The organism is Pseudomonas sp. 1D4, assembly GCF_001728925.1.
Classification (GTDB): domain Bacteria; phylum Pseudomonadota; class Gammaproteobacteria; order Pseudomonadales; family Pseudomonadaceae; genus Metapseudomonas; species Metapseudomonas otitidis.
The window spans coordinates 43,178-56,727 of record NZ_LXJQ01000042.1 but is presented as its reverse complement, the minus strand read 5'-3'; the positions used below and the strand labels follow the sequence as shown (position 1 = coordinate 56,727).

Below are 13,550 nucleotides of genomic sequence, written 5' to 3'. Positions count from 1 at the left end.
CCCGCCAGTCGCACTCGCGGCCTACTTCAGCTCGCTGGAGCTCTTGCCCAGCAGGCGCCGGGCCACGATCAGCAACTGGATCTGCTGGGTGCCTTCGAAGATGTCGAGGATCTTCGAGTCCCGTGCCCATTTCTCCAGCAGTTCGTCTTCCCCGTAGCCCAGCGCGCCACACAGCTCGACGCACTTGAGGGTGACCTCGTTGGCCACGCGCCCGGCCTTGGCCTTGGCGATGGAGGCTTCCTTGGAGTTGGGCAGCTTGTTGTCGGCCATCCAGGCGGCCTTGAGGGTCAGCAGCCGCGCCGCTTCCCACTCGGCCTCCAGGCGATAGAGGGTGGCTTCGGCGTGACTCACACTGAGCAGCGGCTTGCGGTAGTCGAAGCTGCAGCCGGCCTTCTTCAGCAGCTCGCGGGTCCGGTCCAGCGCGGCCTTGGCGACGCCGATGGCCATGCCGGCCACCAGGGGGCGGGTGTTGTCGAAGGTCTCCATCACCCCGGCAAAGCCCTTCTGCACGTCGATCTCGGGGTTGCCCAGCAGGTTGGCCGCCGGCACGCGGCAGTCGTTGAAGCTGATGGAGGCGGTGTCGGAGGCCTTGATGCCGAGCTTTTTCTCCAGGCGGGTGACGGTCATGCCGGGCGTGCCCTTCTCCACCACGAAGGACTTGATTGCGGCGCGGCCGAGGCTCCTGTCCAGGGTGGCCCAGACCACCACCGCATCGGCGCGCTCGCCGGAGGTGACGTAGATCTTCTCGCCGTTGAGCACGTAGTGGTCACCGTCCTTCACCGCCGTGGTGCGGATGGCGGCGGAGTCCGAGCCGCAGCCCGGTTCGGTGATGGCCATGGCCGCCCAGGTGCTGCCGAAGCGCTTGAGCTGTTCCTCGTTGGCGACGGCGGCGATGGCGGCGTTGCCCAGGCCCTGGCGGGGCATGCCCAGCAGCAGGCCGACATCGCCCCAGCACAGTTCGATGACGCCCAGCAGGGCCGAGAGGTTGCCGCCGTTGCGCACGCCCTCCTCCACCTGGCCACTGCCGCGCTTGCTGGCGGAGGTGGCGCCGACGGCGTCGGGCGAGCCGGCGTTCATGCCGTCCAGCAGGGCGGCCAGCAGGTCCAGCTCTTTGGGGTAGGCATGCTCGGCCTTGTCGTACTTGCGGGAGATGGGGCGGAAGTAGTTCGCCGCCACCTGGTGGGCCTGGTTGGCCAGGCCACGGAATTTCTTCGGGGTTTCCAGGTTCATCACAAAGTCCTCAGGACCGGATTTCGATCGTGCGAGCTAGACGCGCAGCCGATCGAAACCGGTTCTCACAGGTGCAGGCCGCCGGCCAAGAGGGCCACGGCACGCAGGTCGCGGTACCAGCGCTCGGCCGGATGTTCCTTGGTGAAGCCGTGGCCACCGAGCAGTTGCACGGCGTCGGTGCCGATCTTCATGGCCTTCTCGGCGCACAGCAGGCGCGCCAGGTAGGCCTCGCGACGGAACTCCTCGCCGCGCTCGGCACGGGCGCAGGCCCGCCAGACCATCAGGCGCATGGCATCCAGCTCGATGCCGATGTCGGCCACCATGAAGGCCACGCCCTGGCGGTGGCTGATGGGTTCGCCGAAGGCGACGCGCTCGTTGCAGTAGGTCACCACGTAGTCCAGCGCGGCCTGGGCGGTGCCCACGGCGAGGGCGCACCAGGCCAGGGTGGTGTAGGCGAGGAAGCGCTCCAGATCGAAGGCACTGCCGGCCAGGCGGTCCTCCATCGGCACCCGCACGCCCTTCAGGCTCAGCCGGGCGGTGGCGCAGGCCTTGAGGCCCATGGCCGGTTCGGGGCGCAGGTTCAGGCCCTTGGCACCAACATCCACACGGAACAGTGCCGGGCCGTCGGCCGTCTGGGCGGCGACCAGGATGGCGCTGGCGTTGAGGCCTTCGAGCACCAGGCATTTCTCGCCGTCGAGCTGGTAGTGACGCCCCTTGCGCTTGGCCCGGGTGGCCAGGCGCAGCGGGTCGACCAGCAGGCCCGGCTCGCTGACGGCGATGGCCATGGCCGGCGGGCGCGCGGCCCCGACGAAGGCTGGCAGCCAGCGGGCCTGCTGCTCCTGGGAGGCCCAGCGGCGGATGCAGTTGGCCACCGACAGCGGCACCAGCAGCGAGGCAGCCAGGGACAGGTCGCCCCCGCCGAGGGCTTCGGCGATCAGGGCGTTGGTGACGACGGTACGCTCGCCGGCCATGCCGCCCAGCGCTTCACTGACGCCGTAGTGGGCCAGGCCCAGCTCCAGGGCCTGGTTGATCAGCCCGGCGGAGACGCAACCCTGGGCATCCGCCGCTTCCGCAGCCGGTCGCAGGACCTCGCTGGCGAAGGCGCCGAGCATGTCCACGAGCATCTGCTGCTCGTCGCTGAGGGACAGGTCGAAGAGGCCGTCCGGGTCCGCCGGGCGCGGGGCCTTGGCAGACTTGGCGGGCTTGGCCGCCATCCGGAAGCCGGCACGGCTGCCGGTGTACAGGAGGCGTTCGAAGGGTTTGCGCAGCTTGAACCGGTCCGGCCAGTCGGCCTGGGCCACGCGGTTCAGCACGGACAGGGCACGGCCCTGCACATCGGTACTCATGGCATCGCTCCACGCGGGGTGAGGATGCCGGGATGATGCGCGCGCCAACCAGAGGCGCCTATGACCGGGCCGACGTGCCGCTGTGGCGCCTCGGCCAGTGAGAGCCCTGTTCAGGGTCTGCTGCGCGTCGGCCCTGCCGGACCGTGGGAAAGCTCAGCGAATCAGCGGCTGCGGATCTTCTCGACGATGGCGGTGGTGGAGCTGTTCTCCACCAGGCCGAGCACCCGCACTTCGCCGCCGTAGGCGCGGACCAGATCGGCACCGACCACCTGCTCGACGCCGTAGTCGCCACCCTTGACCAGGATGTCCGGCTTGACCTCGCCCAGCAGGCGCTCGGGGGTGTCTTCGCTGAAGCTCACCACCCAGTCCACGGCGCCGAGACCGGCAAGCACGGCCATGCGCCGGTCCACCGAGTTGATCGGCCGGCCGGGGCCCTTGAGGCGGCTGACGGAGGCGTCGTCGTTGATCGCCACCACCAGGCGATCGCCCTGGGCGCGGGCCTGCTCCAGGTAGGTCACGTGGCCGGCGTGAAGGATGTCGAAGCAGCCGTTGGTGAAGACGATCTTCTCGCCGTGGGCGCGGGCGTCTTCGATGGCCAGCAGCAGTTGCTCCAGGCTCAGCACGCCGCGCTCGGAGCCCTGCTCGCGCTGCACCGCGCGGCGCAGCTCGGGGGCGCTGATGGCGGCAGTGCCCAGCTTGCCGACCACGATGCCGGCGGCCAGGTTGGCCAGGGCGACGGCCTGGGGCAGCTCTTCGCCGGCAGCCAGGCTGGCGGCCAGGGTGGAGATGACGGTGTCGCCGGCGCCGGTGACGTCGAACACTTCGCGGGCACGGGCCGGCAGGTGCAGGGCCGGGTGGCCGGGGCGCAGCAGGGTCATGCCGTGTTCGCCACGGGTCACCAGCAAGGCGCCGAGGTCCAGCTCCTGCATGAGCCGGGCACCCTTGGCGACCAGCTCGGCCTCGTCGGCGCAGCGACCGACGATGGTTTCGAATTCATTGAGGTTGGGGGTGATCAGGCTGGCGCCCCGGTAGATGCCGAAGTCCTTGCCCTTGGGGTCGGCGAGCACCGGGATGCCGTGGCGACGGGCCGCCTGGATCAGCGCCTGGTGGTTCTTCAGGGCGCCCTTGCCGTAGTCGGAGAGCACCAGCACCTTGACGCCGGTGAGCAGGCGTTCGACCTCGGTAGCCAGGGCGTCGGCGTCGGTGTCGAAGGGCTCTTCAAAGTCCATGCGCAGCAGTTGCTGGTGGCGGCTCATGACCCGCAGCTTGACGATGGTGGGCTGCCCGACGATGCGCTGGAAGCGGGCATCCACGCCGGCGGCGCCGAGGCTGGCAAGCAGGCTCTCGGCGGCTTCGTCCTCACCGGTGACGCCAACCAGGGCCGCCGGTGCGCCCAGGGCGGCGATGTTCAGCGCCACGTTGGCGGCGCCGCCCGGACGGTCTTCGATCTGGTCCACACGTACCACCGGAACCGGCGCTTCGGGGGAGATGCGCGAGGTGCCGCCATGCCAGTAACGGTCGAGCATGACATCGCCCACCACCAGAACGGGGGCCAGATCGAAATGGGGCATGGTGAGGTTCATGAAGACTCCAGGGCATGGAAAAACGGCGCGGATCATACCATAGCAGCCGATCCGCCCCGCCGAAGGTGGCCGTCAATCGGAAAGCCGGCGGACCCAGAACAGCTCGTGGCGACGCACGGCCTTGCGGAAGAATTCGTCCTCGCCGGTGGCCGGCCAGCGGCGCCCGGCGAGGCAGCGCTGGATCAGCCGGCGCAGGCGCTTCTTGATGGGCAGAGGCCCCTGCAGGTCATGCTGCATGGCCAGGGCCTGGGCCTTGTCACGTTGCTGCGCGGCATCCAGGCAGATACTCCACAGCGGGTCGGCCGGAAGCGGCTCGATGGCTGGCGGCAACGCGATGCCCTGGCCGGCGGGGCCCATGGGCCAGCGGTCGTTGTCGTGCAGGTGGTTGGCGTAGAGCAGCAGGCTGGCGGGCTGCCAGTCGGCTTGCTGGATGGCCGCGAGCAGCGCCTGGGTCGCGGCGACGTGGTCGCTGTGGGGGTCCAGCTCGGGATGGGGCGTGACCACCACCTCGGGGCGGAAATGCTCCAGCAGGCGCGCCAGGTCGGCCACCAGATTGGTCCAACTGGGCACGCCGTCGGCGTCACCGGGCAGCTCGATGGGGTTGTGCTGGCGCACGGTGCGGACGTCGGCATCGCCGGACACCTTCGAGCCGAGCCCTTGGTCGGGCGACCGGGCCATGGTCGGGAGCTGCAGGCAGTAATAGCCGAGCTGTACGCAATGGGATTGCGGGACGCCGCCCCAGAGCGGGATGGCCAGGCTGTCCCAACTGCGCAGGCGCCCCTTGAGGCGGGCGGCCTCGGCGGCATCCAGGCCAAGCCGCTGGTAGTGCTCGGCTTCGATCTCGCCCTGGGTGAGGGTGACGATGCTGGCCTCGGCGGCCTGGCTGTACAGCCCGAATGCGGCCAGTTCGGCGTCATCGGCGTGGGGTGCGATGACCATCACCCGCTGCTGGCGGAAGTCGGGCTGGGTGAGGGCGTAAAGAGTGGCTTCGGCCGCGATCCGGCAGAAGCGCCCACGAATGACGAGGGTGCCGGCCTGCAGCGCGACATGCTGGCCGGTCAGGTTGAGGTAGCGCCAGCCATCGACGCCGCGCTCGAAGTCCTGGCGGTCGTCGCCTACGCAGACCGCCGGGTCCAGCCAGCGGCCCAGCCAGGACGCGCGCAGGCGTACCCGCAGGATCAGCGTGTCCGCCTCGCCTGCGCCCTCGGGCAGGTGGACGCGGCCGCCGGCCAGGTCGAGCGGCCACTCGGGCGTGCCGGCCGGGAAGTCATAGCGGTAGTCATCGCTCGGGGCGTAGAACAGGTGGTCGGCAAACCAGGCCTCATGGGCGATCCAGCCCAGCACCAGGGCCAGCGGCACCAGCCACCAGGCCACGCCGATGCCCAGGGCCACCAGCAGGACAAGGGCCACCAGCAGCGCGATACGCTTCTGCCGGCGGTGGCGTTTCAGCAGTTGCTGCTTGCGTCCGCTCATGGGTTCACACCTGGTAGACGGGCACGCGGTGGCACCAGCGGTCCTTGTATTCGCGGTCGGCACGCCCGAAGGAGTAACGCAGCGGCTTGCCCAGGGCGCGGGCCTCGGCCCAGGCGGCCTGGGTGTTGACGAAGCTGAGGACGCTACCGGGGCTGAAAGCACGCTCCTGGGGATCGACACCGCCGTTGATGTATTCGAGGCTGACCCAGCGCGGGGCCTCGACCCGGTAGAGCACCTGGATGGCCACGGGGCGGTCTTCCAGGTAGATCAGCGAGCCGGTCATGAACTCGCGCATCAGGCCGAACACCTCGGCCAGGTGCGCCTTGCCGGTGGCGTCGAAGCCCCAGCGGCGGTGGAAGAGGTCGGCGTAGATGGCGGCCTGCTCCGCCGGTTCCAGCTCCAGCATGGGGCGGATCACGCCGCCCGCCTCTTCCAGCAGGCGCTGCTCGCGGCGCTGGTTGTAGCGGAACTTCTTGCTGTAGTCCTCTGGCTCGCGGGCCAGGGCCAGGCCCTCGGGCTGCTCGCGCAGGCCGGTGATGCCGCCGAGGTTGAGGGCCGAGACATAGCGGGCCCGATGACGCAGGGCCACGCCGGCCTGCTCGGCGATGGGCAGGATGATTTCGGCGTTACCCAGGTCGAACAGGCCGCGCTTGCCCTGCTGCTTGAGCACATCCTTGGACAGCGCCAGGTGTCGGCCCCAGGTGGGCAGTGCGGCGACCAGACGGCCGCTCTGGTTACAACCGAGGTAGCGCACGGGGATGCCGGCCAGGCCGGCGAGGCGCTCGACCACCTCGGGGTGGGTGGCGACGCTGCCGCCGAATTCATGCCAGGCACGGGCGTAGGTGGCGGCGTCGATGGGCTCCCAGCCCCGCTCACGCCAGGCGCGCAGGTAACTGAGCATCAGGTGTCCTGCTCCACCGCGTCCTTGCCGTCGTCCTCGAACTGCTTGGCGTGCAAACGGGCGTAGTAGCCGTTGAGGGCCAGCAGTTCACGGTGGGTGCCGCGCTCGACGATGCGGCCCTGGTCCATCACCAGGATCAGGTCGGCCTTCTCGATGGTGGAGAGGCGGTGGGCGATCACCAAGGTGGTGCGACCCTTCATCACTTCGTCCAGAGCAGCCTGGATGTGCCGCTCGGACTCGGTGTCCAGGGCGGAGGTGGCCTCGTCGAGGATCAGCAGCGGTGCGTTCTTCAGCAGGGCGCGGGCAATGGCCAGGCGCTGGCGCTGGCCGCCGGACAGCAGCACGCCGTTCTCGCCCACCAGGGTGTCGTAGCCCTGGGGCATCTTCTCGATGAATTCGGCGGCGAAGGCGGCTTCGGCGGCGGCCTTGACGTCTTCCAGCGGGGCGCCGGCGAGGTCGCCGTAGGCGATGTTGTTGGTGACCGTGTCGTTGAACAGGGTGACGTGCTGGGTGACCAGGGCAATGTGCCGGCGCAGGTTGCGCAGGCGGTAGTCCTCGATCTCGACGCCGTCCAGCAGGACCTCGCCGTTCTCGTGGTGGTAGAAGCGCGGGATGAGGTTCGCCAGGGTCGACTTGCCGCTGCCGGAGCGGCCCACCAGGGCCACCATCTGGCCGGGTTCGGCGACGAAGGAAATGTCTTCCAGGACGGGCTTTTCCGAGCCCGGATAAGTAAAGCTCAGTCCTTTGACTTCGAGCCGGCCACTCACCCGCTCAAGCTCCTGCTGGCCATTGTCCACTTCGGAGACTTCATCCAGTTGCTCGAAGATGCTCTCGGCACCAGCGACACCTTTCTGGATTGTGGAGCTGACCTCCGAGAGCTGCCGAATGGGCTTCGGCAGCAAGCCGGCAAGCGTGATGTACGCAACAAGGTCCCCTGCAGAGGAGTCACCACGCAACCAGAGCACGAGGAACATCAGGATCGCCATGGCGCTGTAGATCACCAATTGCAACGACGGGGTATAGACAGCCCCTGTACGCACCATCTTCAATTGCTTGCTCTTGTTTTCCTCGCTGGCCTCCAGAAACCGCTGCTTCTCGTAGTCCTCGCCGCCGAAGCTGCGAACCACGCGATAACCCTGAATGGCCTCAGAAGTAACATGAGTGACATCACCCATGCTGGTCTGGATCTTCTTGCTCTGCTTGCGAAACTTTTTGCTGGTAGTGGTCACCATCAAACCGATCACCGGCAGGATCGCAACCATCACAAGCGTCAGTTTCCAATTCATCCAGAGTAACGTCGCGAAGAGGAATACCACCGTCATTCCCTCACGAACGACCACCTTGATCGCATCGGTGGCTGCACCGGTAACCATGGTCACGTTGTAGGTGATACGGGAAATCAAGTGGCCCGAATTGTGATTGTCAAAGTAGCGATTAGGCAGGGTCAGCAGGTTGTTGAACAGGGCAACACGCAGATCCTGCACCAGCCCCATCGACACCTTGGCGAGGTAGTAGTTGCCAAGGAACGACCCAATGCCCTGCCACAGTGCAATGAGCACAATCAGCAGCGGCACGGCCTGCAGCAGCTTCAGATGTGCCAGCCATGGAATGTACTCCAACATCCAGGGCACACCGGCGAACAGGCTGGCATCCGGGTTGGACAGGCCATCAACGAAGTACTTCAGGATGTAACCCAGCATTGGCTGAGTAGACGCGAAGATCAGGAACCCGACGATGCTGATGCAGAAGAGCCCCCAATAGGGGAGCACATAACGCAGCAATCGAAGATACACCGTCAAACTTGACTGCTGTTTGGAATTGGCCATCCGGCTCGCCTCTTGCACTGGCTGTATTGAGCAAAGCGCAAATTGTACCAGCGCGACCTCTCGGAGCGCGCCAGTACCGTGTGAGGTTTTCATGCTAGTCGGGAGATGCGCTATGCATCGCTCGGCGCGGGCAGGGGCTTGGGGCTTGAGCGCCTGACCGCGAGCGCAAGGGAAAGCCCAATGGGCAGCCAGGTAACAAACCACTCTGCCCGAGGGCTTCCCCACAGACTGGCCGCATCGAACTGCGATGCTACGAATGAAACCAGCAGGGTACTCAGCACCAGGCGGCCATCGCGGGACTCACGCTCAGTCCAGGCAAGCCGGAACGCGATCAACCACAGACCTGACCAGAGCAGCAGCCCCGGAAGCCCAAGCAAGATCGCCGAATGTGTAAACGCATTGTGGGAGTGATCAAAACCGTCAGGGTAATTCGGGGTCACCACTCGATAATCTGCCCCGATCCCCTGCCCCAACCAGGGATGCTGCATGATCATTTCAACACTGGCGACGAAAATATCAGGTCGATAGGAGAGCCCGCGCTCCAGTATCAGAGGCAAGAACATGGCACATCCCACGATTGCGATGGCGCATGTAGAAATCGATACAAGCCAGACAAAACGCCCGCGCGACCACAGAGGCATGGTGAGTGCTGCGCAACCAAGCGCCAGCATGGCCCCGCGACTTTGTCCCAATACTACAAACAGCAGCAGCGCAACCATCAGTAGGCCCCAGAGCAGACGCCGCCCGATGGTTCTCGGGAAAAACTGAAGCCCCCATATTGCTGCCAATGCCATTACGTACGCACCGAGGATGGGATGGCCGGCTTCCCCAACGCCCAAAAGCCGAGTACTCAATGGATTCGTGTCGTGCACATAGAACAGGTAGAAACTCAACGGACAGGACAGGGCCAATGAAACGAAGGCAAAACACAGCCCGTTCCACAGCAACGCCTGGCGCTCCAAAGCCAACAACAGAAAGCCCAAAAGGAAAAGACTGACGTAAAGGACACGTTTGACTTCTTTGAAAGGCGACTCAGCACCGGTCCATATCGCGCTGAATGCAGCCCAGATCAAAAAAGCCAGCAGCAAGCCAAGAAAAGCTCGGTTGGTCTGCCATACTGCAAAAAGATGTTCTCGCAGCAACACCGCAGCAACGAGGGCCGGAACCCACAATAAGGCTACCAGGCCTTGCTGATAGAGCTTGTTGTCGGGAGCCCATGCGATGCCCGCTAAAAACCAGAAATACCCCACACACAGAACACTTATCACACCAGCACTACGAACACTTGACATCATTTCTCCATCCGCTGGGTGATTCAGGAACAGGACAACGGAGTGGTATTCTCCGTGCCACCAAAACAACAGCACGTGCCTCATGACTCACGCTTCGCAACTGATCTATCTGGCTTTTGGTGAAACCACCTACCAACGCGAGGCTGTATTCAGCATCAGCAGCGGCTTGGCGCATTTGGGCAGCGACGCTCGCAGCTCAGCCTTCGGTATTCGCATCTTCACCGACAGCCCTGATTACTATGACAAGCTGCCTGTCGAAATAAATGCCATTGATCCCACGTGGGCCGGTCCGCATCGGTATCACTTCAGAATCAAGCATGCCGCATTGCTAGAAACACTAAAGAGCTGTGAAAAAGCGATACTCATTGATACGGACACATTTTTTCGCCAATCGCCGGAGGCACTGTTCCATAGGGTCACTCCAGGCAGCCTCCTCTGCAATGCCATTGGCCGGCCGCTGGGTCCAGCGCCGGCGCTCCCAAACGAAATGCTCGCGCGTCTAGCACGGGACAATCTCCCGTTGGCCGACTTGCGTCAGACTAACTCCGGGGTAATAGGCCTTGCGCATGAGGACCAGAAACTTCTGGAGCGCTCTATCGCATGGATGGATGAGCTACGCCCTATGGCGCCAGAGCTTTACACACTTGAGGAGCTAAGTCTTGCCCTGGCCGCACACGGCACACTGGAGCTTCGCTCCTGTACGGACGTGATCCACCATTACTGGAGCCGCAAAACGCACTTTCGCGCCAAAGTTGAGGCTTGGTTCAGAAAACACCATCATGCCCCGCTCAGCGAGGAGGCAATGCGCGACGCCTTGCTGCTGAATGACCGCCTGCCACGCCCGCCACACCCCAACCGAGGCTGGCAAAAACTGCTCACCAGCCTGACTCCCCCGGCACAAAGGCAGTTTTTTCGGGAGTTGCTCTATGGCTGCCATACCTATGCCAACGAGTTCGATCGCGCGTGCGCCAGCAGTTGGTGGGACAAGGCAATCATCAACGCTCAGAAGCGCCACGGCCTCTGCCTTGCTCCTGAGGAGGTGGAGCACTACCTCAACAACCCAATCCTGAAAATGCTTGCCGGCGACCACTATCAGGAGATGCGCTCACATATAATGGCGAATTTTAGGGCCAAACGAGTGCCTGATTGATTCATGCCGATTACCAAAGCACTGTCCGATGGCGAGCTTGCTGCCTTGACCACCGGCGCACAGATACTGGAAGAGGACAGCCTGGGGCCAAAAGTCTACAGGCTGGCTGACGGGAATTTTCTCAAGCTGTTCCGGCGCAAGAGACTGCTCTCCTCTGCTCTCCTCTATCCTTATTCGACCCGTTTTTGGGAAAATGCCGAACACCTAAAGAGACTGGGCATTCCAACGCTGACCCCTCTGCATCTCTACCAGTTGAAAGAGGCTTCTTTAAGTGCTGTGCTGTATCGCCCCCTACAGGGGAAAACACTGAAGGACCTCTATCTGGAGAGTCCGGACACCTTCCCCGAATATGTGCCCAAGCTCATAGGGTTTATTCGTGCGCTTCACCGCAATGGCATCTATTTCCGTTCGCTGCACCTGGGAAACATCGTATTGACTCCGCAAGGAGCGCTAGGGCTGATCGATATCGCTGACTTGAGCTTCCAGAGACGTCCCCTTTCCAGAGCCAAGGCAAAACGTAATCTCGCACACTTTTCCAGGCCACTAGAAAGCATGGGGATTGCAGGGCAATTCCCACTCGCCTCGATTACTTCCGCCATACTGAAAGACTAGGCAAAACGCATTAACGCGCGGTAAAGATCCAGAAAACTCAACCAGGCGTGCTCGGGATCCATACCACTCCACTGCTCCTCGGCAAGTCTATTCAGATCAGCACGCAGACAGTGGCTCAAGGCCGCTTCCCAATCTGCCTTCTCGGCCGATGAGACCAGGCCGTACTCTCCTCTCAACTGCTCGCGAAACACAGGCAAATGAGTTGCGAGGACAGGGACACCAGCAATAACCGCCTCTGGCAGAACGAGCCCGAGCCCTTCTTCACGCGAAGGAATACAGAGCAAATCAAATGCCCGATAGAAGCAGGAAGCATTGGCAACATGCCCCAACAAGCGAACCTGCTGGCTTATGCCCATGCTCTTCGCCAGCGAGATCAAGCCTTCCCGCTCCGGCCCATCGCCAATCAGGACCAGGCAATCCTCGGGATGTGCCTTCAGCCATCCGCCAGCCGCCTCGATCAACAAGCCAAAACCCTTCTCACGAACCAGCCGGCCTACTCCTCCAATGACGTTGCCGGTCGCAACTGGCAAACCAAGCGCACTCCGCGCATCGCTCCTGCTTAGCAGCGAAGTGCGCACACGGGACGGATCAAGCGCGATGCGCCCTCCGACCACCGGACATCCAGTCTGACGCTCAAGATCGGCCGCCAGAGTTTTTGACACAGCAACCAGCTTCAGCCTGTCGGCCGGGAAGCGCCTGAGCAAATCAACATCAGCGGACTTCAGGCACTTATGGCCGTGAAACAGCACAATCGCTCGCGTATCCGTCAAACCATGTAGAAGCGGAAGAACATAGGCAGCAACGCCCATGCCGTCGAGCAATACCAGCCGGGGTTGTTGCCGAGAAATCCACCTGGCAAGGCGCCGACGATCAAACCAGCGCCGGCAGGCAGAAAACCCTCGCCCCTTGATACGCGTGGAGGACAGCCCAAGCGCTGAGACGCTCCCTACGTCAAGCAGCGGCGCAGCATCGCCACCTTGTAGCAGGAGCGTGTCGATCTGCGCTCCAGCCGGACTGAGGCGAAGAATATCGCGATGCACGTTGTGCACGGATACGAAGGCAGAACCGCCTTGCCACATGACATTAAGGATATCCATGGGGCTCCCCGCTGTGCTCAATAAATGCCTACCTTGCGCAATTGCGACTGCAACCAGGAAGGTTTCTGTGCACTGCGTAACGCCGGACGCATGGCATCGACGATCTTCGCGCCAATTCGATCAAACCCATACTCTGCTTCAGCCAAATGCCGCCCCTCATCAGCGATACGTTGCGCCAATTGAGGATCAGCCCTCAGCACCGCGAGCTTCTCACGCAACTCGTCGACGCCGCGATATAACACAAGGTTATGCATATCACGGAAGCCGAGGGCCGCGTTTTCCTCGTCGCCCTGATCATAGGCAAGCAAAACACAACCACAGGCCATAGCTTCGAAGTTCTTGATCATGTACTCGCCCATTCCCACATCGGCACTGACGAAGAAACGGATGCGGTTCAGGGTATCGCAGTACTCCTGCCCGGAATTGGTCTTTGTCACCAGCAGGTTTTCAACGCGCCCCAATTCTTCGAGCAACGCTTTGCGCCCGCTGTAAGCAACGCTTTTGGTGCTGCCGACGAATGCCAACTCAATATCACGCTCGCGCCCCTGATAGGAGAGCAGCGCCTGGTCATAACCCTTAGGAACGAAGCAGGCATCAAAACCTTCATCACACAGCTGGTGCGTGACCAGCGCACCGGAGCTGACGACTCGCACCCAGGGCATACGACGATAGTGCGCACTGAACGTCCCGGTATATTTGCAGGGAATGTAGTTCTGGTAGGCGTCGTGCTCGAGAATCACTAGATTGGGCACGCTACGAATGAATCGCCACTGCCGCATCTCTTTCTTGAAGCGCAGAAAGAAAAGAATACGGTCGTAGCGCGACAGATCTACGTGCTCGCTGAAGTAGCGTTTCAGATTGCCTTGCTCATCACTGCTAAGCCAGCGAATGTCACAGTTATCGCAAGATGCGGCGACGCCCTCATAGAGCCGGTCCAATATCGCTCGCTGCTCGGCCTGGACCAGAAAAAGCACGTTCAATGGCACACCTCGAAAACCTGACTGGAAATGCTTGCGAAGGCAGAAGGGATTACAACGCTG

At 63.2% G+C, this 13,550-nt stretch carries 11 protein-coding genes; 2 read left to right on the top strand and 9 right to left on the bottom strand.

The genetic code is table 11. The features are described 5' to 3' along the window. Nucleotides 1–21: 21 nt before the first annotated feature. The 7 genes from A7D27_RS19735 to A7D27_RS19705 all read right to left on the bottom strand — a co-directional run bounded on the left by A7D27_RS19735 (nt 22) and on the right by A7D27_RS19705 (nt 9,735). Nucleotides 22–1,230: an acyl-CoA dehydrogenase family protein gene (locus tag A7D27_RS19735; RefSeq protein WP_069565846.1), complete on the bottom strand. Its 1,209-nt coding sequence runs from the start codon at nt 1,228–1,230 to the stop codon at nt 22–24. 65 nt (nt 1,231–1,295) lie between these two features. Next, nucleotides 1,296–2,576 carry an acyl-CoA dehydrogenase family protein gene (locus A7D27_RS19730; RefSeq protein WP_069565845.1) on the bottom strand — a complete coding sequence of 427 codons (1,281 nt, stop codon included), beginning with the start codon at nt 2,574–2,576 and terminating at the stop codon, nt 1,296–1,298. A gap of 161 nt (nt 2,577–2,737) precedes the next feature. Next, complete coding sequence (gene hldE / locus A7D27_RS19725) at nt 2,738–4,159, bottom strand: bifunctional D-glycero-beta-D-manno-heptose-7-phosphate kinase/D-glycero-beta-D-manno-heptose 1-phosphate adenylyltransferase HldE (RefSeq protein ID WP_069565844.1); 1,422 nt, start codon at nt 4,157–4,159, stop codon at nt 2,738–2,740. A gap of 72 nt (nt 4,160–4,231) precedes the next feature. Beyond that, complete coding sequence (locus tag A7D27_RS19720) at nt 4,232–5,632, bottom strand: PIG-L deacetylase family protein (protein ID WP_069565843.1); 1,401 nt, start codon at nt 5,630–5,632, stop codon at nt 4,232–4,234. A gap of 4 nt (nt 5,633–5,636) precedes the next feature. Further along, a complete protein-coding gene (locus A7D27_RS19715) occupies nt 5,637–6,533 on the bottom strand; it encodes a GNAT family N-acetyltransferase (protein WP_069565842.1) in 897 nt (298 codons plus the stop codon). Beyond that, complete coding sequence (gene msbA, locus A7D27_RS19710) at nt 6,533–8,359, bottom strand: lipid A export permease/ATP-binding protein MsbA (protein ID WP_069565841.1); 1,827 nt, start codon at nt 8,357–8,359, stop codon at nt 6,533–6,535. Before msbA ends, A7D27_RS19715 begins: the two co-directional genes overlap by 1 nt. 110 nt (nt 8,360–8,469) lie before the next feature. Further along, nucleotides 8,470–9,735 (bottom strand): O-antigen ligase, encoded by a 1,266-nt coding sequence (locus tag A7D27_RS19705; protein ID WP_139134138.1) that lies wholly within the window; start codon nt 9,733–9,735, stop codon nt 8,470–8,472. Here A7D27_RS19705 and A7D27_RS19700 point away from each other — a divergent pair. Together A7D27_RS19700 and A7D27_RS19695 are read left to right on the top strand one after the other, a co-directional pair. Further along, nucleotides 9,734–10,801, top strand: a complete 1,068-nt coding sequence (locus A7D27_RS19700; RefSeq protein ID WP_069565840.1) for a hypothetical protein — start codon at nt 9,734–9,736, stop codon at nt 10,799–10,801. The two genes, A7D27_RS19705 and A7D27_RS19700, sit on opposite strands and share 2 nt — an antisense overlap. A gap of 3 nt (nt 10,802–10,804) precedes the next feature. Beyond that, complete coding sequence (locus A7D27_RS19695) at nt 10,805–11,413, top strand: toluene tolerance protein (RefSeq protein ID WP_069565839.1); 609 nt, start codon at nt 10,805–10,807, stop codon at nt 11,411–11,413. Here the strand turns inward: A7D27_RS19695 and A7D27_RS19690 are convergent. After that, nucleotides 11,410–12,510, bottom strand: coding sequence for a glycosyltransferase (locus A7D27_RS19690; protein WP_069565838.1), 1,101 nt, complete (start codon nt 12,508–12,510; stop codon nt 11,410–11,412). The genes A7D27_RS19695 and A7D27_RS19690 overlap by 4 nt on opposite strands. A 17-nt stretch (nt 12,511–12,527) precedes the next feature. Continuing rightward, a complete protein-coding gene (locus tag A7D27_RS19685; protein WP_069565837.1) occupies nt 12,528–13,490 on the bottom strand; it encodes a glycosyltransferase in 963 nt (320 codons plus the stop codon). Nucleotides 13,491–13,550 lie beyond the last annotated feature (60 nt).